A 21,797-nucleotide genomic window follows, 5' to 3' on the forward strand; every position below is an offset into this window, starting at 1 on the left:
AGTTGATGCCTTTTTTTTTACAGCAATTACTTACCTTCTTTTAAAAGAAAAAAACTATTAAGTAATATTAAAGACGATTTCTATTTACTTTTTAAAATCTATTTTGAATTGAAAAACCTCATTGTAAAACTTAAAAAATAGTTAAATAACTATAAATTAAGTTATATAACTACAAAAATAGTTATATATTTGTGATGACTTTAATAATTATCAATTAAAAATGGAAAAGCTAACCAATAAAGAAGAAGAAATTATGCACGTTTTATGGAAGCTAAAAAAAGCTTTTGTAAAAGATGTTTTAGCAGCAATTAAAACAGAAAAACCACATTATAACACACTTTCTACAATTATTAGAAAACTAGAAGAAAAAGGCTATGTTGGTTACACAGCTTATGGAAAAACACATCAATATTTTCCTATTGTATCTCTAGAAAATTATAGAAAAAAATTTATGAATACAGCTATTAACAACTATTTTAATAGCTCTTATAAAAATATGGTATCATTTTTTGCAAAGGAAGAAAAAATTAGTGTAGCTGAGCTTAAAGAAATTATTGCTTTAATTGAACAAAAGAAATAATTATGGAATATTTTTTAAAAGCAAGTGTAATAACGTTTATTCTATATGTATTTTATATAATAGTATTACAAAACGATACGTTTTTTCAGTTTAATAGAATATTCTTATTAGTAGGGGTTTTTACAATATTTTTAATTCCTTTCATTACAATTCCTGTTTATATAGAATATACACCAAACTTTACAACTACTTCATATTCTGAAACTTCATTAATTCCTCTAACTACAGAACATATAGAACAGCCTTTTAAGATAGTAGATTATATACCTGTTATTTATCTACTTGGTGTATTAGGATTTTTTATTCGTTTTGTGCTTCAATTCATATCCTTAATTCGCATCACCAAGCAAAACACATTTATAAAACAAGAGGGTTTTACAGTTATAAAAACAAATGAAAATATTTTACCCTTTTCGTTTTTTAAATGGATTGTATACAATTCTACGATGTTTAGCAAAGAAGAATTAGAACATATTTTAAAACACGAAAAAGCACATGTTAAAGAACTACATTCTATAGATATCATCTTAACACAACTGTCTTGTGTAGTCTTTTGGTTTAACCCTTTTATATGGTTGTATGCTAAAACTGTAAAAGAAAACTTAGAATTTATTGCTGATGAAAAAGCAATTAAGAATACAAACTGTAAAAAAAATTATCAATATACTTTACTTAAAACGAGTATCAAAAATAAACAGTTGGCGATATCCAACAACTTTTATAAATCACCCATAAAAAAACGAATTGTTATGTTACAAAAAACTAAATCTAAAAAAATTAATCAACTTAAATATGCGTTAGTAATTCCTGTATTCGCATTATTTTTAATGAACTTTAATACTGAAAAAGTATATATTGAAAAAGATTCTATAAAGAAAGGAGAAATTATTGAGATCGTTTTTAATAAAAATACAACTTTAGATAAACTAAAAAATCAAAGTAAAATCTTTAAAAAGAAATACAACATCGATTTTAAGTTTGAAATAGAAAATAAAGACAAAAAATTAGCCGACTTTAAGCATAGTTTTTACAATGGAGAACAAAAACATGAAGCAACTTTTCTAAAAGTTTTTCCTTTTAAACACATGAAACACTCTCTAATATTAAAATACAATTTAGAAACTAAATTAATTTCTATGGGTTCAATCGTTGATGATACATATAATGAATCTGATTATTTTAGATATTTAGATAATAATTCTATTGGATTTTATATCAATAATACAGAAACTGATAAAGCATTACGTCAATTTGAAAAAACAATAAAGGAAAAAGGAGTAATTATCGAGTTTTTAGATATCAAACGTGATGCAAATAACAGAATTACAGAAATTAAAATTAATGCACAAACTAAAGACTCGAAATCATCTTATAACTATAAATTAGATGGAAAGAATTTTAATGGAATATCAATAAGCTTTTATTCAAACGGAAATGGTTTAGAAATTAAACCTGTGTTAAATACGTTTTAATTTAAGAAGCTGCTTTCAGCAATATATTAGGGCATCGCTTACAATTGATGCCCTTTTTTTTGTATTTATTACAACACTTGCTTTTTGCCTTTAAACCACAACTTGCAGCACAAGAAACATTACAAGCAACTTTTTGTTGCAATTGTATTGTTGGCGTTTGTTGTGTGTAAAAAATAATCATTCTAAAAAATTATACTGCAAATATAAATCTTATTTAGAATAAATTAAAATAAAATGTTACTTTTTAGTCATTTTAACAAATAGCTCCATACCTTGTCTATTTGAATAAGAATTATAACAAGGTTCCATTATAATATTTTTAAAATAAGGTTGAAAATACGCTGTATATTCTTGTTTATTGCCACCAAAAGGTGGATGATCTTCATTTAATTTCGCATCAAACATTAACCCAACTAATTTACCTTTTGGTTTTAAAACTGAATGCATTTTAGTAGCATATTTAGACCTTAATGCTGGGTTTATGGCACAAAAAAAGGTTTGTTCAATCACCAAATCAAAGGTTTCTTCTAAATCGAAAAAATTAGCGTGAATTAAGTTTAATTCTGGAATATTAGGAACACGTTTTTTGATGTTTTTTAAAGCTATTTCTGACAAATCAACAACAAAAACATTTTTAAAACCTTTTTGAAACAAGTATTCTGCTTCGTAAGAATTGCCTCCTCCAGGAATTAAAATTTTTAATTCTTTATTTTCTAATTGATTAAAATAGGCTTTTAATGGTGGAGAAACTTCTCCTAAATCCCAACCAATTTTGTTGTCTTTGTATTTGTTATTCCAAAAATCTGCAGATAATTCCATGTTACAAAATTATGTTTTTCTTTCTAAAAAAACCGTCTGATAAGTTAATTTAGGATTCATTTTTATCTTTTATATTCGTCTCAACTTCAATAATAATAATAATAATAAAGATTTCTCCACAAAGTCGAAATGACAAGTTTTAATAGTAAGTAGTTCTCGATACAATTTCGATGAAAAATCGAAATCACTCCAACTGACAATATGTTTTTACCTTCGCACTAAAATACTCAGTAAATGTCACTTCGAGTGAAATTTCTTTTTCAGAAATTTTGTATCGAGAAGCTTTGTTATTCATCTAAACTTTTCTTACTAGAAAATTTAACTAAACTTTTCTAAGATTGAAATTAAATCTTTTTTAGAAACCATTCCAGATTGTCTCCAGACTTGTTGTCCTTTTTTATAAAGTACAAATGTTGGCACACCTCTAACTTGAAATTTGGTAGCTATTGCTTGGTTTTTATCAACATCTATTTTAAGAATAGCTACTTTATCTGCTAAAACATCTTTTACTTCTTTTAAAATAGGACTCATGGTTTGACAAGGCCCACACCATTCTGCAAAAAAATCTACTAAAACTGGTTTGTCTTGTTGTATTATTTCTTTAAAATTCATTGTATTTTTATTTACAAATTTTATAGTGTTAAAATCTTTATACTACTTCTAAATAGTTTTATCTTCCCTTCATTTTCTAACTTTTTTAGCAACCGAGAAATTACTACTCTAGAGGTATGTAAATCTTCAGAAATCTGTTTGTGCGTTGTAATTAACTCATCATTATGTATTACCATTGCTTTGTCTTTTAAGTATTTAAAGAGACGATTTTCCATATTTAAAAAAGCAATTGTATCTACTGCTTCTAAAAGTTCTTCTACCCTATTGTGATAACTTTCTAAAATAAAAGATTGCCATGTTTTATATTTGCTTAACCAAAGTGTCATTTTTTCTTTTGGTAATAAAATTAAAGAAACGTCTGTTTCTGCAACTGCTCTAATTTTACTTTTAGTTTGCCCCATACAGCAAGATAAAGTCATTGCACAAGTATCTCCTTTTTCTAAATAATAAAGTACTAACTCGTCTCCTTTATCATCTTCCCTTAAAATTTTTATAGCACCAGAAAGTAATAATGGCATAGACTTTATAAAATCTCCAAATTCTATAATTGTCGTATTTGCTTTAAATTCTTTAGCAACACCTAATGTTTCTATTTCTGCTAAAAGTGCTTCTTCAAATAAATAACCAAAATTGTTTGTGAGCGCTGTGTTCATTTTTAAAATATTTAGAAAATTAAAAATACAGAAAAATAGTATGATCTCTTACCGTATAGAAAGCTTATTTTTAGTTAAAAAAAAACGAGTAAATAAAAAAACCCAAGCACAAACTTGGGTTTTTAAGCAACTAACAAAACTACTTACGTATTAATTTACGGATTTTTTATCACTGTTCATTAACAAAAAAACTGCTATTACTAAACCTACTACTACTAAAGCAAATGCACCAATCATAACAGTGCCATTAATCCAAGAAACTAAAGGTAAATTAAAAAAACTCATAACTATTTATAGTGTAAAAATAGCAAGTTTATATATCCTGTTTTATGATAAAAATCATGTTTTTAAAATTTTACATTTAAAATATCTCCACTTAACTGTAAAAGTTGTAATTCTATTAATTTGGCATCAAATTTTGCGTTATTTAATGCTGTTTTTGCACTTACCAAATTAATTTGTGCTTGTCTAAATTCTATGGATGTTACTTGCCCCAATTTGTAGCGTTCTTGAGTTCTATCAAAGTTATTTTTGGTTGTTAAAACATTAGTTTGCTGTGCTTTTAATATAAAAAGTTGATTTTTATAATTCTCCCAAGTATTTTTTAAATTGTTAGCTATAGTTACTTTTTGTTGTTCTAATAATATTTGTTGATTTTCTAGAGCAATTTTAGCATTAGCTACTCTTGTTTTGGTTGCGCCGCCATCAAAAATATTCCAAGATAATGTTACTCCTGCATTTAAACCATCAGAAGTAATTAAACGGGCACCAAAAGGGTTGATTAAATTCTCGTTTTCGGTTCTATTAAAACCATAAGAAGCATTAAAATTTAAGGCTGGTAAAAAATTTGCTTTATTAATTTTAATATTGAACTCACTAATAGCAATATTTTTTTCATTTTGTAATAACAAACTATTGTTATTCATAGTTTTTTCTTCTAATTCTTCTAAAACTAGCATTTTATTAAAATCTACGGTAGTTTCTACTTCAAAATTAACATCTTTCTCTACACCTAAAATTACATTTAAACCACGTTTTGCGTTACTTAATTGCTGTTTTGCATTTATTAAAGTAATGCTATCATTATTTACATCTACTTCTGCATTTAACAACTCTAATTTAGTAGACTGCCCATATTCATATTGATAAGTAGCACGTTTTAAACGTTTTTTAGAAATGGTTAATGCTTCTTTTATATTGTTTGTATTTTCTGATAAACGCGCAATTTGAAAATAGCTTGTAAACAATTGTAAGTAGATATTTTCTATAGTTTCTCTTGCTTGAACTTCAGTTAAATTATACGTTTCTTTTAATTGTTGGTAGTTGTATTTTCTACCTAAACCATCAAAAATAGTATAATTTAAACCCAACGTAGCATTGTAACTTTTTGTGACAATACCATCTCCTGCAATTTCTGCATCATTACCAGTTTCTCTATCTGTAAAGGTTAAACTTTGGTTGTTATTTCTATAATCTGCTCCAGAATTTAAACTAATAGTTGGTAAGTACCTATTGTTTAATATACTTGTATTATTCTTTGCAACTTCTAAATTATTATTCGCAATTTTTACACCAAAATTATTTTCTAAAGCTATTGCTAAGGCTTGCTCTTTGGTTAAAATTTCTTGGGAAAACAGTTGAAGAGTCGTTAAAAAAACAACACAAATTAACATTATATTTTTTTGTTTCATGGTTTTTCTTTTAAACATCTAATGATAAATTTGATTCCTTAGAACTTTCTATTTCTGCAGGTTCTTCTTCGTCATATTTAGATTCTATAGTAGCTCTTTCTACCTCTTCTTTGGTAATCTCATTGCCTGTTCTTAACCATTTTATTTTTACCTTAATACTGTTAGAAACAGAAAGCATTAAAGGCAACATAATTAAAGTTAAAACTGTTGCAATAGCAATACCATATGCAATAGAAATTGCCATTGGAATTAAGAATTGTGCTTGTCTACTTTTTTCAAAAATTAAAGGCGCTAAACCTGCAATGGTAGTTAATGTGGTTAAGAATATGGCTCTAAAACGAGATTGGCCTGCTTTTACCAAGGCTTCATCATACTTAAAACCTTCTTTTAAATAACTGTTGAATTTACCAATTAATACCAAACCATCGTTTACCATAATACCAATTAAGGCTATAATGCCTAAAAACGATAAAATTCCGATAGAAAAACTGTGAAAATAATGCCCCCAAATAACACCAATCATACTAAAAGGAATCATAATAATTAGTAAAATTGGCTGGCTATAAGACCTAAAGGTAAATGCAATTACAATATAAATTAACATTAAAATAATTGGTCCAACCACATTTATAGAATCTGTAGTTTTTTTGGCTTCTCTATTTTGGCCTTCGTAAATAGGTTTTACAGTTGGGTATTTAGACAAAATTTCTGGCATAATTACCGTTTTAATATTGTCTAAAATATCGGTTTCACTGGCAGATAAATCTTTTAAATCTGCAGTTACTTGTATTTCTCTTTTTCCTTCTAAATGATTAATGGCAATATCTCCTCTTTCTATAACATAAGTGGCAATTTCTGCAAACGGAATTCTATTGCCAGATGGCGTAACAATGCGCATATCATCTAAATCTTTAATGGAAGATCTGTCTTTTTTATCATAACGTACCCAAACTTTAATTTCATCTTGGCCACGTTGAAAACGTTGTGCTTGAAACCCGAAAAAACCTGCACGCACTTGTGCCATTACAGCTTGTAAATTAAGTCCTAAAACATAGGCGTTGTCTTTTAACTTTATGCGAACTTCTTTTATTCCTGCAGGATCATTATCTGCAACATCTTTTAAAACAGGGTTGTTTTCTAAAACCGTTTTCAATTCCTCTTTTACGGCTTTTAATTCTCTAATATTATTTCCTAATAAAGAAACGGCTACAGGGCTTCCACCAAAATTACCACCAGAACCAAAAGTTAAGGTTTCTACGCCGTAAATTTTACCTACTTTTTCTTGAATTGAGTTTGTAATTTCTGGTGATGAAAAATCTCTTTCTTCACCAGGCAAAAGGTTTACCGTTAACGTTGCATTTGCACTTCCTGGACCAACCCTTTTAATTACATTTTCTACAATAGAAATATTACCTGTTTGTTTTTTACTATATTCTTTTTCTGTTAACCATACTTTTTCTTCAATTACAGAAATAATAGAATCCGTAATTTTTTCATTTGTTCCTTGTGGCATATTCAAATTAATTTGAATACGATCACTAGCAATTCTAGGAAAAAAAGAACTCTTAACAACACCACCTCTTAATGCCGAAAAACTGATTAATAAAGTGGCTATAAACACACAAAAAATAAAAACTTTATTGGCTAAAGAAAACTTTAAAAATGGTACGTAATAAGCATCTCTAAATTTGCTTAAATACTTGTCTGCACCTTTATTTATTTTGCGAAAAAAAACATCTATTTTACTTTCTTTAAATAAAACGATTTTTTCACCATTTTTCTCAACAATTACTTCATTTCTATTTTCTTCAATTATAAAAATATTGGCTTGATTAAAATCGAAATTATTAACAGAATACTCTTCATTTCTTCTTTTTAAAGCTTTAGAATGTGCAATATGTGCTGGTAAAATTACCAAAGCTTCAATTAAAGAAACGGATAGTGTTAATAAAACAATTGTAGAAACTTCACCAAAAAAACTACCAATTCTCCCATCTACAAAAAAGAAGGTAGAAAACGCAATAATAGTGGTTAAAATGGCAGAAACAATAGGTGGTATAACTTCCATAGTACCATCTATTGCTGCCTTTATTTTAGATTTTCCTAAATCATAATAATGGTGATAAATATTTTCTCCAATAACAATACCATCATCAACCAAAATACCAATTACAATAATCATCCCAAAAAGAGACAAAACATTTATGGTAACATCAAATTGCGCCGCAAAAATAAACATTCCAAAAAAGGCTACTGGCAAACCAAAGGCTACCCAAATTGCCAATCTTAAATTTAAAAATAAAGCTAAGAAAAAGAGTACTAAAAGAATTCCTACAATTCCGTTTTCTAGCAATAATTTTGTTCTTCCGTTTAACGTAATAGAAGCATCACTAGAAACATTTAATTGTACGTTTTGTTGTTTTTGATTGAATTCGTGAATGTATTCTTTAATTTTATCTGCAGAAGAAATTAAATCTTCGTTATTGGTATTGCTTACGGTTACGTTTATGGCCAAATTGCCATTATAATACAATCTATCTGGGTTTTCTGACCAAACATCGTTTACAGCTGCAATGTCTTTTAAACGAATAATAGTTCCATTTTGCTCTGTTCTAACAATTAAATTTTGCAATTCTACACCGTAATAAGATCTATTACTAGCACGAATTAAATAATCCTCTTCTGCCGTTTTTATATTACCACCTGTAATTAATAAATTAGAATTTCTAACTGCGTTAGAAACTTCTGCAAAAGATAAATTATAAGCGCGTAAATCGTTTTCGCGTACCGCAATTTCTATTTCTTCTTCTGGAAAACCAGAAATGGCTACTTGAGAAATACCTTCAATTCCACGAATATCATTTTCTATATTTCTAGCGTATTGTTTTAAAGATTTTAACGAAACATTGTTTCCACTAACCGTAAAACTAATAGTAGGTCTTACACTTTCTACTTTTGCAATTACAGCAGGCTCCATACCCGATGGAAAAGAGGGAACTCTGTCTACAGCGTTTTTAACATCAGACAAAACAACATCTATATTTTTACCCTTTTCTACTTCTACATTTACATTGGCACTATTTTCTCTAGAAACAGAAGTCACTCTTTCTACCCCAACAATTCCTTTTAAATTGTCTTCTATTTTTAGCACAACACCTTCTTCCATTTCTGCAGGAGAAGCTCCAGGATACACTAAAGATATTTGTATTAATTGAGAATCTACCAAAGGAAAAAAGGAAGATTTCATGCTAATAGCACCCACTGCACCAAAAATTATAAATGCTAAAATCATAACATTTACGGCAACAGGATATTTTATAAAATAGGTAATTATTTTTTTCATTTTGTAGTGAGTTTTATGGTGTTGTAGTATTTACAACGTTCAATAACTACTTCTTTTTACTAATTTTAACTACCATACCTGTAAATGCTCCTGGTAAAGGTTGTGTTAAAATTTTATCTGTATTTTGCAATCCTTTTACAACCACATTTTCTGCACCAAAATAAACAGGATTTATTTCTTTTAAGGTTAAAATGCTGTCCTTTTCTACGGTATAAACGGCTTTATTATCTACCAATAATTTTCTAGAAATTTTAATGGCATCACTTTCTGCTTTTGCTACCAAATTGGCTTCTAAAAACATCCCTTCTTTTAAATCTGGATGTTTTACATCTATAAAAGCTTGTATGGTTTGCGATACTTGGTTTACTCTACCATTTACTCTTACAACTTTACCTGTATAACTTTTTGTTTTTTCTAAGTTGGTTAATTTAACAGCATTACCCACTTTTAGTAAATCTGCAAAGGTTGCATTTAAAGAAACTTCCATTTCATAAATACTTGGATCTATAAACTCTCCCAATTTTTGACCAGCCCTAACCAAAGTTCCTGGTGTAACCAAAGCTTCTGTTAAAATACCTGTATAAGGTGCTTTAATGTTGTGTTTAGAAAAACGAACTTCTAAATTTTTAACGTTATAATATGCAGTTAAAATACCTCTGCCAGAAATAAAATACTTTTCTTTATCTGTTATAAACGTTGGTAATTTGGGTACACTTTTATTTAAATTAAAGCTTTTTAAATAGCTTTCCCATTTTAGAAATTCGTTAGGATAATCTAAACGAATATCTGGCATAATGGCTGTAATTAAGTTGTATAAATTGCTTTTTTGAGATTGTAAACTTGCATAAAATTCATCGCTATTAATACTTAATAACGTTTGCCCTTTGTAATACGTAGCTCCTGCTTTAAAAGGTTTCTTGGCCGTTTTTAAAATACCTTGGACTTCAGAAAATATGGCAATTTTATTTTTTGCAACTAAATTACCACTCGCCGTTAAAATAATAGGAATTTCTGTATTCACAACATTTTCTACAAAAACAGTTTTAATTTGCTTTTTAAATGTTGGTCTGGGTTTGTTATTTTTTTCAACTAAAATATTACCAAAATACACAGCAGCTACAATGGTTAAAACTCCCAATACTGCTAAAATTATTTTTCTCATAATGAATTGATTGTGCCTTTTTAGTACAAAACGAAGGCGCTTTAGAAATGTGAGTACAAAGATACTTTTTCACAATAACCTTAGTAGTTTTAGCTGCTACAACTTTGTTAAATATATGTTATAATTGGGTTTTCATAGAATCGTTACCTTTAATCTTATTTTTTTAGCGACCTTTATAGCCTAAAAAAAATCTGAGAAATAATTCGGTTTTATACATGTTTTGTAAGCACACCAATACCTCTTTATTTTATAATTCTATAGATGAAATTCCTGCTAATATTTGGGAGGAATTGCAATGTGAAACCAATGTATATTTTAGTCGGTTATTTTTAAAATCGATTGAAAAAAATCATCCTAAAATAGATTTTTGCTATCTTATTTTACTAAATAAAGAACATAAAGCCATTGCTTTTTCTACATTACAAATGGTAGATTTTCATTTAAAAGCCATGCAAAAAGATTTTAATATCCTTAAAAACTTATGCACAAAATTGCGCATTTTAAAAGAACATAAACCGCTAAAATTATTAATTTCTGGAAACACTTTTGTTAGTGGAGAACACGGTTTGGTTATCAATCAAAAAGAAAACAAACCCAAGGTTATGAAAGCTTTGGCAGAAGGTATTAATTATTTTGTAACGAATAATAAAACGCTAAAAAATACAATTGATGCTTTTCTGATGAAGGACTTTGAAGAGGAATCTTTATTTATTACCAATGAATTGAAAAAGTTTAGCTATCATCCGTTTTCTGTAGAACCCAATATGCAATTAAAACTAGATAAAAATTGGCTACAATTTGATGATTATTTAACGGCCATGAAAACCAAGTTTCGTGTAAAAGCTAAAAAAGCATTTCAATTGAGTAAAAACCTTAGAATTGAAGAAATTACCGAAGAAAATATCATTTCTCAACTCCCTAAAATGACTTTACTTTACAACAAAGTAGCTGATAATGCAGATTTTAATTTGGGGAAATTTAATTTAGAAACCTACATCGATTTTAAAAAGAAACTTAAAGAAAACTATATTTTAAAAGCTTTTTATTTAGAAGACCAAATGGTTGGTTTCTTATCTGGAATCATCAACAAAAAGGAATTAGACGCACATTTTGTAGGTATTGATTATGAGTTGAATAGAACTTATGCAATTTACCAAAGAATGCTTTATGAGTACATAACTATTGCGATTTCTAAAGAATTAAAAACTATTAATTTTGGAAGAACAGCTAGCGAAATAAAAAGTTCTGTAGGGGCAACACCGCAAAACTTAACCATGTATTTGCGTCATAAAAAAACAATTACAAATAAAATTTTAAAGTTATTTTTACAAAAGGTAGAACCTACTCCTTTTCAGCAAAAATTTCCTTTCAAAAAAAATTAAATAAATGCAAAATAGTAAAGATTTACTTGCCCTTTTAGATTTAAAAAACTTAGGTGATCTTACCTTTTCTGGAAACAGTTTTACCATTGGCAGTCCAAATGTTTATGGAGGTCAGGTGGTATCTCAAGCAATAACAGCTGCTTATAAAACCATACCTAGCAATAGGTTTTTACACTCTTTACATTCTTACTTTTTAGAAGCTGGAGATTTAAATATTCCTATTCATTACAAGGTAACAGAAATAAGAGACGGTGGCAGTTTTTCTACCAGAAGGGTAACTGCTAGTCAAAACCATAAAACCATTTTTATTTTAGCGGCGTCTTTTCATATTAAAGAAGCCGGTTTTGAGCATCAAACGGCATTTGATACCACCATAAAACAACCCGAAGAATTATTATCTTGGGATGATATTTTGCAACAATTTGGCAATTTTTTACCAAAAGCTACCAAAGCTTTTTTAAACATAGAAAGGCCAATAGAGTTTAAACCTGTTAGAGTTCCAAACCCTTTAGAACCTAAAGATTTACCAGCAAATGAGCAAGTTTGGTTTCGCTTAAAAGGAGATAATCACGAAGAATTTTCTACAAGAACCAAACAAGAAATATTGGCTTATATTTCTGATTATAATGTTTTAAATGCTGCTTTTAATCCTAATGGTAGTAAATTTAGTTTTGCAAATACGCAAACAGCAAGTTTAGATCATTCTATGTGGTTTTTTAGAGATTTTAATTTTGATGATTGGTTGCTGTTTTCAGCAGAATCACCAAACGCATATGGCGCAAGAGGTTTGGCAAAAGGAAATATTTTTACAAGAACTGGTGTTTTAATAGCTTCTTTTGCACAAGAAGGTTTATTAAGACCAAAGAAAATCTAGGCTTTAAGAACAACTTAAAAAATAAAATTAGATTTAAAAGCATATGCAAATAATCATATCAGTTGTTTTTTAACTTTAAAACTTTAAAATCATGAACGATTCTTTAATTTACATTTTTACCACAAACGGTTTACTATTTTTAATTAGCATCATTTTTTGGAAATTTCCACCAAAAAAAATAAATGGTTTGTACGGTTACAGAACACCAAAAGCAATGCAAAATCAACAAATATGGGACTTTGCCAATGCTACTTTTAACAAATCGCTTTTAATTTATACAGGCATTTCTTTCATTGGTATGTTGGCATTGGCTACAACCGCCACAAAAGTTTTAACTTGGGAACCTATGGTGTTGGTTATGTTGTCTATTTTAGTTTCTATTATTAAAACAGAACGTGCTTTAAGCGATAATTTTACAGAAGAAGGCAAAAAGAAAAAGTAAATAATCAACCTACTTTTATAGTATTTCAAATCAATTTACTTGAGCTAAAATAGCTAACTTTAATTTTTTTTAAAGTACCTAGAGCTTTACATTCTAATCTTAAAACGGAAATTTTAAAAGCTACTACAATCAAATTCTAAATGCATTGTGGTGCTAAAAATAGTATTTAATTAAAATAGAATTTCTTACTGTTAGACTACAAGATATAGCCATTCGTCGTAAAACAGGTTAAATTCTTTTTTTAACCATGTACATTTGAATAATAACTAAAACGTAAGATAATGTTTTTACAAATTTTACCTCCAGATTTTCAAGCTGCACAAGAGCCTTCTACCATAGATTTACAACTAATTATTGTATTAGTAGCTATGGCAATTGGTGTTTTTGGTATTATTAGAATTGCGAAATTTTTTAGCAAAATAAAAACAATTAAAAAACCAAATTTCGCTTCTTTTTTCTAAGCACATTATACCTTTAATTCCTCTTTTAAAAAGACAAAATCTTTAGAACTTTATTAACACAAAACTGTAGTTTTTTCTGCATTTTTGTGATTATGAAGATTTATCCTATAGAAACAGGAAATTTTAAACTAGACGGTGGCGCAATGTTTGGTGTTGTACCAAAAACAATCTGGCAAAAAACCAATCCTGCAGACGCCAATAATTTAATAGACATGAGTATGCGTTGCATGCTTATAGAAGATGGCGATAGACTAATTCTTATAGATACTGGTTTAGGTGCTAAACAATCTGATAAATTTTTTGGTTACTATTACTTATTTGGAGATTTTTCCTTAACATCTTCATTAAAAAAACACGGTTTTCATAAAGATGATATTACCGATGTTTTTCTAACACATTTGCATTTTGATCATTGTGGAGGCGCAATAGAATTTAATGCTCAAAAAACATTTTTACAACCTGCTTTTAAAAATGCCAAATTTTGGTCTAATGAAAAACACTGGCAATGGGCAACAGTACCAAATGCGCGCGAAAAAGCATCATTTTTAAAAGAAAACATACAGCCAATTCAAAAAAGTGGCCAATTAAATTTTATAAATGAAAATTATAAAAATCAATTAGATTTTGATATTTTATTTATGGATGGTCACACAGAAAAACAAATGCTTCCAAAGATAACATACCAAGGCAAAACTGTTGTTTTTATGGCAGATTTGTTACCCACAATTGGTCATATTCCTTTGCCTTATGTTATGGGTTATGATACCAGACCATTATTAACCATAAAAGAAAAAGAAAGCTTTTTAAATTTAGCCGCAGACAATAATTATTATCTTTTTTTAGAGCATGATGCGCATCATGAATTATGTACCGTGCATCATACAGAAAAAGGAGTTCGCTTAAAAAACACACATAAATTTTCAGATATTTTTAATTAATTAAAACCAATGAACATCATAAAACCATTTTTCTATACAGCTGTTGCAGGTGTATTACTTGCAAGTTGTAAATCGTCAATAGCTACAATTCCTGTTCCTGCAGGAAACGAAACCGTAATTAATATTCCTGCTAAAAAAGGAGTTTTAACAGAAGAAGAGTTGCATACTTGGAGTCATATGGATTTGGCTACAGACTCTATTCCTGGAATGAGTATTGCCAAAGCATATCAATTTTTAGAAGATAAAACAGGTACAAACGTTATTGTTGCCATTGCAGATTCTGGCGTAGATGTAGAACATGAAGACTTAAAAAACGTAGCTTGGGTAAATGCTAAAGAAATTGCTGGTAATAATATAGATGATGATAAAAATGGCTATGTAGACGATATTCATGGTTGGAATTTTCTTGGAACTAAAGACGGCGCAATTGTAAATGCAGATCAGCTAGAAATTACACGAATTGTTAAAAATGGAATGGATAAATTTGGCGATAAAAAAGCCTCTGAAATTTCTAAAGAAGATAAAGCCGAGTTTGAGCAGTATTTAAAATTGAAAGAAAAATTTACCAAATCTGTAGAGGCTCATGAACAAGAATTAGTAAATTTAAATCAAACAGCAGAAAGATTAAATGTAATAGAACAAATGTTTAAAGACGTAAAAGCATTTTTGAAAAAAGATACTTTTACTGTAGAAGATTTAAATAATGCCAACACTAGTGATCCTGTTTTAGCTTCTAAAATAACAAATTTAAAAGGGTTGTTAAATAGAGGTGCATCAGAAAAAGAGTTGTTAGCTTATAAAAAACAGCTAATGGATTATAAAACTTCTAAAGAAGCGGGTAAAAGCTACGATTTAGAGTTTAATCTTCGTCAATCTTTTCCAGATGATTTGTATGACATAAATGATAAATACTATGGAAATAACAACGTAATTGGTAATAAAGATTTAGAAAGCCATGGTACGCACGTTGCTGGTATTGTAGCTGCTTCTAGAAACAACAACAAAGGCGTAAATGGCGTTGCAAATAATGTTAAAATTATGGCTGTACGTGTTGTGCCAGATGGAGATGAACACGACAAAGATGTTGCTTTAGGCATACGTTATGCTGTAGATAATGGCGCAAAAATAATTAACACAAGTTTTGGTAAAGCATATTCACCAAATAAAGAATGGGTTTACGATGCAATTAAATATGCCGCTAAAAATGATGTTTTAATTGTAAATGCAGCTGGTAATGATGGTAAAAATATAGATGTAGAAGAAACTTACCCAAACGACTCTAAAGATTTAGTAAATGAATTTTCAGACAATGTATTAAGTATTGGTGCAATGAGTTTAAATTATAATGAAAACTTACCCGCTACTTTTTCTAATTATGGTAAACTAAATGTAGATCTTTTTGCTCCAGGAGTAGATATTTATGCAACCATGCCAAAAGATGAATATACACCAAATAGTGGTACTTCTATGGCTGCACCTTCTGCAGCAGGTGTTGCAGCATTAGTGCGTTCTTATTACCCACAATTATCTGCAAGCCAAGTAAAACATATTTTAATGAATTCTGGTATTAAAATAAATTTTGATGTTATAAAACCAGGTTCTCAAAGCAGAGAAAATCCTGAAGGAGAAAAAGTGCCTTTTGCAGATTTATCGGTTTCTGGTAGAATTGTAAATGCTTATAATGCCCTAGTTATGGCAGATAGAATTGCAAACGCAAAAAAATAAAAAGAAAAGAAACAGCAGTAATTTACTGCTGTTTTTTATTTTAAACTAAACCTTAAAACATGAAAAAAATATTTCTATCAATTTTTTCTTTAATCTTGTTGTTTGCTTGTGCAAATGCAAAGGATGCTAATAGTTATGTTTCTAAAACATCTAAAAACACTTCTTTTACAACCTATTGGCAACAGCATATAGATTATACAATGCATATTGATGTTGATGCAGAAAAACATCAATATAAAGGAACGCAGCAAGCAATATATACCAACAATTCTCCAGACGAATTAAACAAAGTATATTATCATTTATACTTTAATGCTTTTCAACCAGGTTCTCAAATGGATATAAGGTCTTTAAATATTAAAGATCCAGATCCAAGAGTTAGAGATAGAATAAGCAAACTAAATGCAGATGAAATTGGTTACATAAAAGTAAACTCATTAAAACAAAATGGTGCTGCTGTAAAATTTGAAACAGTTGGTACTATTTTAGAAGTAACCTTAAACAAACCTATAAAATCTGGAGAAAGTGTAACTTTAGATATGGTTTTTGATGCTCAAGTACCTTTACAAGTAAGACGATCTGGAAGAGACAGTAAAGAAGGTGTAGCACTTTCTATGTCTCAATGGTATCCAAAAATGGCAGAATACGATTTTGAAGGTTGGCATACACCACCTTATATTGCCAGAGAATTTCATGCGGTTTGGGGTAATTTTGATGTTAAAATTTCTATTGATAAAAATTACACCGTTGGTGGAACAGGATATTTACAAAATGCACAAGAAATTGGGCATGGTTATGAAGACAAATCGAAACCTTTAAATGTGCCAAATACAGATAAATTAACTTGGCACTTTAAAGCGCCAAATGTGCATGATTTTATGTGGGCTGCAGATCCAGAATATAAGCATGACGTTTTAACCATGAAAAATGGTATTGATTTACATTTCTTATATAAAAAGAATTTAAACGAAGAATACCTGCAAAATTGGAAAAATTTACAGCCAAAAACAGCTGAATTAATGACCTATTTTTCTGAAAACATTGGGCAATATCCTTACAAGCAATATTCTGTAATACAAGGTGGAGATGGTGGTATGGAATATGCGATGTCTACATTAATTACCGGAAAACGTAAGTTTGGTAGTCTTTTAGGTGTTACTGCTCATGAATTGGCGCATACTTGGTTTCAATTTTTATTAGCTACAAATGAAAGCAAACACCCATGGATGGATGAGGGTTTTACAAGCTATATTTCTGGTAAAGCCATGGCAGCAATTAGTGATAAAAATGATAAAAATCCAAATGCAGGACCATACAGAGCCTACAATTATATGGTGAATTCTGGCACAGAAGAAGTGTTAACTACGCATGCAGACAGATACAACACCAATAGAGGATATAGTTTTGCAAGTTATGGCAAAGGAAGTATGTTTTTAGCACAATTAGAATATATAATTGGTGCAGAAAATACCGCTAAAGGATTAAAAAAATATTTTGCAGATTTTAGTTTTAAGCACCCAACACCAAATGATGTAAAACGTTCTATGGAAAAAGTATCTGGAATTCATTTAGATTGGTATTTAAATGAATGGACACAAACTTTACACACCATAGACTATGGCATTAAAGCTATAAATAACAACACCATTACTTTAGAACGAATTGGGCAAATGCCAATGCCTATAGATTTAGAAGTAACCTATACAGATGGTTCTATAGAAAACTTTAATATTCCATTAAGAATAATGCGTGGTAACAAACCAACTAAAGCAACAGTTCTAAAAGATTGGGCTTGGGCAAACCCTGTTTACTCTTTTAAAGCTAATAAAACTATAAAATCTGTGGTTATTGATAAAAGCAATTTAATGGCAGATATTAATGTTGATAATAATTATTTAGAAACTAAATAAAACAACTAATCTGTTTGTAATATAAAAAACCTCATAATTATAAGATTATGAGATTTTTTGTTTTTTATAGAAAGTTAAAAAACTACTGCATTAACTGTTCAATTTTATCATTAGGTATAAAACCTTTTAGCATTAAAAAAACACCACAAACTATTAAGATAATACCCATTATTCTTTTTAATCTGTAAATTACTAAAGGTGTCATTTTCTTTTTAAGTTGTTTGGCTAATAGAATTTTGCCTAAATCGGTTATGGCATAAGCTAAAATTACTACAGCAAAATACCAGAAAATACTGGTAGGATTCATGTTTAAAGTTGGCCCCACAACTACTACAATACCCAACCAACCTGCTAAAACCCCAACATTGATAAAGTTTAAAAAATATCCTTTAAAAAAAAGTTTTATGTAATTGTTTTGCACGGGTAAATCTGGAATTTTTGCAGATTCTAAAGCTTCTTTTCTGTTTTGTTTATCAAAATAAGTAATTAAGCCGTAAATAATTAATACTAAGCCACCTATAAAAAAAAGTCTAGGATCGTCTTTAATTTTTTCTAATAAAGATCTACTGCCATAATAGGCAATTAAAATAAAAGAAACATCTCCTAAAATTACGCCTAAATCAAAAGCTATGGCTGCTCTTGCACCTTTTAAAATACTGGTTTGTATGAGCATAAAAAACACAGGACCAATCATAAATGCCATAAAAAAGCCAATTAGAAATGCGTTTTTAAAATCGTAAATATCCATTTGTTAAAGATAATTGATTCCATAAGAATTACAAAAGGGGAAAATGTGCGGGTTTGTAACAAGTTTGTTGTTCGCAAAATTTGCGTTAGGGATTGCAATGGAAATCCTTTTGCCTTTTTTAAGGCAAAAGATTGTAGTGTAAAGCCCGTTAAAACGCCCAAATAAAACTAGTGATAGTTATTATTTACTTTTTTAAATAAATATTAAAAATTCAATTGTTTTTTTTCTAAAAAATTCAAAAACAAGTAGTTACCCAATTTAATTACATTTTAAACATCATCAAAATCTATGGTAACTTTTGATGTTGTAGGATGTGCTTGACATGTTAGCACCAAACCTTCTTCGATTTCGCTATCTGTTAGAATAGAGTTTTTTACCATTACTGCTTTTCCTTCTGTAACTTTTCCTAGACAAGAGCTGCAAACGCCGCCTTGGCAAGAGTAAGGTGGGTCTAAATCGTTTCGTAAACTGGCAGATAGAATATTATCTGTTTGTTGCATGGTAAAGGTAGTTTCTTCATCATCTAAAACAACAGTAATTGCAGTTGCACCTTCTTTAACTTCTTCTAAAGCTTTTGTATCTGTAGCAACTGTAAATAACTCGAAATGAATATTTTCTTTAGCAATTTTATGGTTTGCTAGTGTTTTAGAAACTTCTTTAATCATTTCTTCTGGTCCGCATAAAAATGCTTCGTCAAAAGAAGTTTCCTTGTACATGTTTTTTACAAAATAGTTGGTTACATTTTCATCTATTCTGCCTCTTAATTGATTTTTAACTTCTTCTCTACTAAAAATATAGTGTAGTTTAAACCTGTCTGAATAGGTTTCTTTTAAAGAATTTAATTCAGTGTAAAAAATAGTATCTGCAACTGTTTTGTTTCCATAAACTAGCGTAAAGTTTGCTGTTGGTTCTGTTTCTAAAACTGTTTTTAACATGGATAAAATTGGTGTAATTCCAGAACCTGCGGCAAAACCAATATAATTTTTATTTGGTTGTGGTTTTAACAAAAATCTACCTTCTGGCGCAGCAATTTCTATTTGATCTTCTTCTTTTAAAACTGAGGTTGCATGGGTAGAAAAAACACCATTTTCTACTTGTTTTATGGCTACTCTTAACGCGCCACTTTGCGGAGTAGAACAAATAGAATAGGCTCTACGCACTTGTGATCCGTTAATTTCTTTTTCTAAAGTGATGTATTGGCCTGCAGTAAATTTAAAGTCTTCTTTTAAATTATCAGGAATATTAAAAACAACAGAAACCGCATTTGCGGTTTCTTGTTTTATTTCTTGTATGTTTACTTTATGAAATGTTGCCATTTTATAATTTTATTTATTGTTTGTTTTTTAGATTTCTTCACAAAGTAGCATTGACATCTTGTGTAATGTCTTACAAAAAAGAAAGTGAAGTTGTACAATCTTTTAAACTACACTAAATCCTTTTCAATTAAATATTCTGCTATTTGCACTGTGTTTGTAGCAGCACCTTTTCTAAGATTGTCTGCAACTATCCACAAATTTAAGGTATTTTCTTGAGATTCATCTCTTCTAATACGTCCAACAAAAACTTCATCTTTATTATGCGCATTAATTGGCATTGGATATACGTTATTTGCCAAATCATCTTGTACAATAACGCCAGGTGTTTGGTCTAAAATGCTACGTACTTCTGCTAAATCAAAATCGTTTTCAAATTGTACGTTTACTGCTTCAGAATGGCCACCAGCAGTTGGTATTCTAACAGCAGTAGCTGTTACAGAAAAAGAATCGTCTCTTAAAATTTTCTTTGGTTCTTTTACCAATTTCATTTCTTCTTTGGTATAGCCATTTTCTAAGAAAACATCACAATGTGGTAATGCGTTTCTACCAATTTTATGCGGATAAACCATTTCGCCATCAATACCAGCTTCTTCATTATCTAATTGTTGCACTGCTTTTACACCAGTACCAGAAACAGATTGATAGGTAGAAATTACTACACGTTTCATTTTATATTTTAAATGTAAAGGAGATAAAGCAGCAACCAACTGAATTGTAGAACAATTTGGGTTTGCTATAATTTTATCGTCTTTAGACAAAACATCTCCATTAATTTCTGGAACAACTAATTTTTTAGTTGGGTCCATTCTCCAAGCAGAAGAATTATCTATAACAGTAGTACCTACTTCTGCAAATTTTGGAGCCCATTCTAAGGAAGTATCTCCACCGGCAGAAAATAAAGCCACATCTGGTTTTAATTTTACAGCATCTTCTAAAGTTACCACTGTATAATCTTTACCTTTATAAGCTAATTTTTTACCTGCAGATCTTGCAGATGCCACAGGAATTAATTCTGTTATTGGTAAATTACGTTCTTCTAAAACTTGCAACATTACAGTTCCTACCATTCCTGTTGCTCCTACTACAGCTACTTTCATACTTTAATTTTTAAGGTTTTGTTTTAATAACCTGATTTTATTACTGCAAAGATGCATACAAATTAAATTATGACCGCTATTTTGTAAAAAATTTACTGATATATTTCAAGGTGTTTAATTTTAAACAAAATGTACTATTTTTCATAGAAAATAGCTTTGAATACTACTACAACAAGTTATTCATTAAAAAAACTATGGCTAAGAAACCATTTTTAATTCTAATTTTTTTAAGTTTTGAGATTTTATAATAGAGATTTTCATTAAAATAGAAACAACCAAAGCCACCATAAATAAGCTTGCAAAAATTATTAGAGTAGTATCTAAAGAACCTGTTTGTTTTTTTACAATATCATAAATTGTGGGCCCTATAACACCTGCTAAACCCCAAGCTGCTAATACCATTCCATGAATTGCACCTAATTGTTTGGTGCCAAATAAATCTCCTAAAAAAGCTGGTAACATTGCAAAACCACCACCATACATAGTTATTACTGTAAACCCGAGTTCGATTAATATTTAGATAGATTTTATTAGCAAAAAAGATAGATTTTTAGTAAATTAAAGTACTGAAA

Annotated in this window: 20 protein-coding genes; 9 read left to right on the forward strand and 11 right to left on the reverse strand. The window is 29.2% G+C overall.

From position 1 onward, the window contains the following. The first annotated feature begins 220 nt into the window (after window positions 1–220). Together Q0762_RS10935 and Q0762_RS10940 are read left to right on the forward strand one after the other, a co-directional pair. Window positions 221–580: a BlaI/MecI/CopY family transcriptional regulator gene (locus Q0762_RS10935; RefSeq protein ID WP_298766854.1), complete on the forward strand. Its 360-nt coding sequence runs from the start codon at window positions 221–223 to the stop codon at window positions 578–580. Window positions 581–582: 2 nt separating this feature from the next. Then, a complete protein-coding gene (locus tag Q0762_RS10940) occupies window positions 583–2,052 on the forward strand; it encodes a M56 family metallopeptidase (protein ID WP_298766856.1) in 1,470 nt (489 codons plus the stop codon). A gap of 237 nt (window positions 2,053–2,289) precedes the next feature. Here Q0762_RS10940 and Q0762_RS10945 read toward each other — a convergent pair whose 3' ends face one another. The 7 genes from Q0762_RS10945 to Q0762_RS10975 all read right to left on the reverse strand — a co-directional run bounded on the left by Q0762_RS10945 (window position 2,290) and on the right by Q0762_RS10975 (window position 10,332). Continuing rightward, complete coding sequence (locus Q0762_RS10945) at window positions 2,290–2,871, reverse strand: methyltransferase domain-containing protein (protein WP_298766858.1); 582 nt, start codon at window positions 2,869–2,871, stop codon at window positions 2,290–2,292. A gap of 318 nt (window positions 2,872–3,189) precedes the next feature. Then, window positions 3,190–3,507, reverse strand: a complete 318-nt coding sequence (gene trxA, locus Q0762_RS10950) for a thioredoxin (RefSeq protein WP_298766897.1) — start codon at window positions 3,505–3,507, stop codon at window positions 3,190–3,192. Continuing rightward, entirely contained in the window at window positions 3,504–4,136 is a 633-nt protein-coding gene (locus tag Q0762_RS10955) for a Crp/Fnr family transcriptional regulator (protein ID WP_298766860.1), read from the reverse strand. The genes trxA and Q0762_RS10955 overlap by 4 nt, the downstream gene beginning before the upstream one ends. Window positions 4,137–4,286: 150 nt before the next feature. Beyond that, a complete protein-coding gene (locus Q0762_RS10960) occupies window positions 4,287–4,421 on the reverse strand; it encodes a hypothetical protein (protein WP_298766862.1) in 135 nt (44 codons plus the stop codon). A gap of 62 nt (window positions 4,422–4,483) precedes the next feature. Next, entirely contained in the window at window positions 4,484–5,827 is a 1,344-nt protein-coding gene (locus Q0762_RS10965; protein WP_298766864.1) for a TolC family protein, read from the reverse strand. A 10-nt stretch (window positions 5,828–5,837) separates the two neighbouring features. Continuing rightward, on the reverse strand, window positions 5,838–9,170 hold the full coding sequence (locus Q0762_RS10970) for an efflux RND transporter permease subunit (protein WP_298766866.1): 3,333 nt from the start codon (window positions 9,168–9,170) through the stop codon (window positions 5,838–5,840). A 46-nt stretch (window positions 9,171–9,216) separates the two neighbouring features. Beyond that, window positions 9,217–10,332 carry an HlyD family efflux transporter periplasmic adaptor subunit gene (locus Q0762_RS10975; RefSeq protein ID WP_298766868.1) on the reverse strand — a complete coding sequence of 372 codons (1,116 nt, stop codon included), beginning with the start codon at window positions 10,330–10,332 and terminating at the stop codon, window positions 9,217–9,219. A 215-nt stretch (window positions 10,333–10,547) separates the two neighbouring features. On the opposite strand from Q0762_RS10975, the gene Q0762_RS10980 reads away from it, so the two are divergent. From Q0762_RS10980 to Q0762_RS11010, 7 genes are all read left to right on the forward strand, one after another. Beyond that, window positions 10,548–11,714, forward strand: a complete 1,167-nt coding sequence (locus Q0762_RS10980) for a peptidogalycan biosysnthesis protein (RefSeq protein ID WP_298766869.1) — start codon at window positions 10,548–10,550, stop codon at window positions 11,712–11,714. A 4-nt stretch (window positions 11,715–11,718) separates the two neighbouring features. Next, the gene (locus tag Q0762_RS10985; RefSeq protein WP_298766871.1) at window positions 11,719–12,588 is read left to right on the forward strand and encodes an acyl-CoA thioesterase II; all 870 of its coding nucleotides are present in this window, start codon (window positions 11,719–11,721) and stop codon (window positions 12,586–12,588) included. A 91-nt stretch (window positions 12,589–12,679) separates the two neighbouring features. Beyond that, window positions 12,680–13,030, forward strand: a complete 351-nt coding sequence (locus Q0762_RS10990; protein ID WP_298766873.1) for an SdpI family protein — start codon at window positions 12,680–12,682, stop codon at window positions 13,028–13,030. Between the two features lie 281 nt (window positions 13,031–13,311). After that, window positions 13,312–13,491 carry a hypothetical protein gene (locus Q0762_RS10995; RefSeq protein WP_298766875.1) on the forward strand — a complete coding sequence of 60 codons (180 nt, stop codon included), beginning with the start codon at window positions 13,312–13,314 and terminating at the stop codon, window positions 13,489–13,491. 92 nt (window positions 13,492–13,583) lie between these two features. Beyond that, a complete protein-coding gene (locus tag Q0762_RS11000) occupies window positions 13,584–14,429 on the forward strand; it encodes an MBL fold metallo-hydrolase (protein ID WP_298766877.1) in 846 nt (281 codons plus the stop codon). Window positions 14,430–14,438: 9 nt separating this feature from the next. After that, window positions 14,439–16,154 carry a S8 family serine peptidase gene (locus tag Q0762_RS11005; RefSeq protein ID WP_298766878.1) on the forward strand — a complete coding sequence of 572 codons (1,716 nt, stop codon included), beginning with the start codon at window positions 14,439–14,441 and terminating at the stop codon, window positions 16,152–16,154. A 59-nt stretch (window positions 16,155–16,213) separates the two neighbouring features. Next, entirely contained in the window at window positions 16,214–18,064 is a 1,851-nt protein-coding gene (locus tag Q0762_RS11010) for a M1 family metallopeptidase (RefSeq protein WP_298766880.1), read from the forward strand. An 82-nt stretch (window positions 18,065–18,146) separates the two neighbouring features. Here the strand turns inward: Q0762_RS11010 and Q0762_RS11015 are convergent, their stop codons facing one another. The 4 genes from Q0762_RS11015 to Q0762_RS11030 all read right to left on the reverse strand — a co-directional run bounded on the left by Q0762_RS11015 (window position 18,147) and on the right by Q0762_RS11030 (window position 21,687). Then, complete coding sequence (locus tag Q0762_RS11015) at window positions 18,147–18,812, reverse strand: LysE family transporter (protein WP_298766883.1); 666 nt, start codon at window positions 18,810–18,812, stop codon at window positions 18,147–18,149. A gap of 269 nt (window positions 18,813–19,081) precedes the next feature. Further along, complete coding sequence (locus Q0762_RS11020; protein WP_298766886.1) at window positions 19,082–20,128, reverse strand: ferredoxin--NADP reductase; 1,047 nt, start codon at window positions 20,126–20,128, stop codon at window positions 19,082–19,084. Between the two features lie 107 nt (window positions 20,129–20,235). After that, complete coding sequence (locus Q0762_RS11025) at window positions 20,236–21,225, reverse strand: aspartate-semialdehyde dehydrogenase (protein ID WP_298766888.1); 990 nt, start codon at window positions 21,223–21,225, stop codon at window positions 20,236–20,238. 198 nt (window positions 21,226–21,423) lie between these two features. After that, window positions 21,424–21,687, reverse strand: a complete 264-nt coding sequence (locus Q0762_RS11030) for a hypothetical protein (protein ID WP_298766889.1) — start codon at window positions 21,685–21,687, stop codon at window positions 21,424–21,426. Window positions 21,688–21,797 lie beyond the last annotated feature (110 nt).

The organism is uncultured Polaribacter sp. (assembly GCF_947495205.1).
Classification (GTDB): domain Bacteria; phylum Bacteroidota; class Bacteroidia; order Flavobacteriales; family Flavobacteriaceae; genus Polaribacter.

What these genes read in the sequence shown, in the direction of transcription:
- Q0762_RS11020 (WP_298766886.1), bottom strand. Translation starts at nt 20,128, where the DNA reads ATGGCAACATTTCATAAAGTAAACATACAAGAAATAAAACAAGAAACC.
- Q0762_RS10935 (WP_298766854.1), top strand. Translation starts at nt 221, where the DNA reads ATGGAAAAGCTAACCAATAAAGAAGAAGAAATTATGCACGTTTTATGG.
- Q0762_RS11015 (WP_298766883.1), bottom strand. Translation starts at nt 18,812, where the DNA reads ATGGATATTTACGATTTTAAAAACGCATTTCTAATTGGCTTTTTTATG.
- Q0762_RS10960 (WP_298766862.1), bottom strand. Translation starts at nt 4,421, where the DNA reads ATGAGTTTTTTTAATTTACCTTTAGTTTCTTGGATTAATGGCACTGTT.
- Q0762_RS10970 (WP_298766866.1), bottom strand. Translation starts at nt 9,170, where the DNA reads ATGAAAAAAATAATTACCTATTTTATAAAATATCCTGTTGCCGTAAAT.
- Q0762_RS10985 (WP_298766871.1), top strand. Translation starts at nt 11,719, where the DNA reads ATGCAAAATAGTAAAGATTTACTTGCCCTTTTAGATTTAAAAAACTTA.
- Q0762_RS10980 (WP_298766869.1), top strand. Translation starts at nt 10,548, where the DNA reads ATGTTTTGTAAGCACACCAATACCTCTTTATTTTATAATTCTATAGAT.
- Q0762_RS10975 (WP_298766868.1), bottom strand. Translation starts at nt 10,332, where the DNA reads ATGAGAAAAATAATTTTAGCAGTATTGGGAGTTTTAACCATTGTAGCT.
- Q0762_RS10945 (WP_298766858.1), bottom strand. Translation starts at nt 2,871, where the DNA reads ATGGAATTATCTGCAGATTTTTGGAATAACAAATACAAAGACAACAAA.
- Q0762_RS10965 (WP_298766864.1), bottom strand. Translation starts at nt 5,827, where the DNA reads ATGAAACAAAAAAATATAATGTTAATTTGTGTTGTTTTTTTAACGACT.
- Q0762_RS11010 (WP_298766880.1), top strand. Translation starts at nt 16,214, where the DNA reads ATGAAAAAAATATTTCTATCAATTTTTTCTTTAATCTTGTTGTTTGCT.
- Q0762_RS10990 (WP_298766873.1), top strand. Translation starts at nt 12,680, where the DNA reads ATGAACGATTCTTTAATTTACATTTTTACCACAAACGGTTTACTATTT.
- Q0762_RS11030 (WP_298766889.1), bottom strand. Translation starts at nt 21,687, where the DNA reads ATGTTACCAGCTTTTTTAGGAGATTTATTTGGCACCAAACAATTAGGT.
- Q0762_RS11025 (WP_298766888.1), bottom strand. Translation starts at nt 21,225, where the DNA reads ATGAAAGTAGCTGTAGTAGGAGCAACAGGAATGGTAGGAACTGTAATG.
- Q0762_RS10955 (WP_298766860.1), bottom strand. Translation starts at nt 4,136, where the DNA reads ATGAACACAGCGCTCACAAACAATTTTGGTTATTTATTTGAAGAAGCA.
- Q0762_RS10995 (WP_298766875.1), top strand. Translation starts at nt 13,312, where the DNA reads ATGTTTTTACAAATTTTACCTCCAGATTTTCAAGCTGCACAAGAGCCT.
- Q0762_RS11000 (WP_298766877.1), top strand. Translation starts at nt 13,584, where the DNA reads ATGAAGATTTATCCTATAGAAACAGGAAATTTTAAACTAGACGGTGGC.
- Q0762_RS10940 (WP_298766856.1), top strand. Translation starts at nt 583, where the DNA reads ATGGAATATTTTTTAAAAGCAAGTGTAATAACGTTTATTCTATATGTA.
- Q0762_RS11005 (WP_298766878.1), top strand. Translation starts at nt 14,439, where the DNA reads ATGAACATCATAAAACCATTTTTCTATACAGCTGTTGCAGGTGTATTA.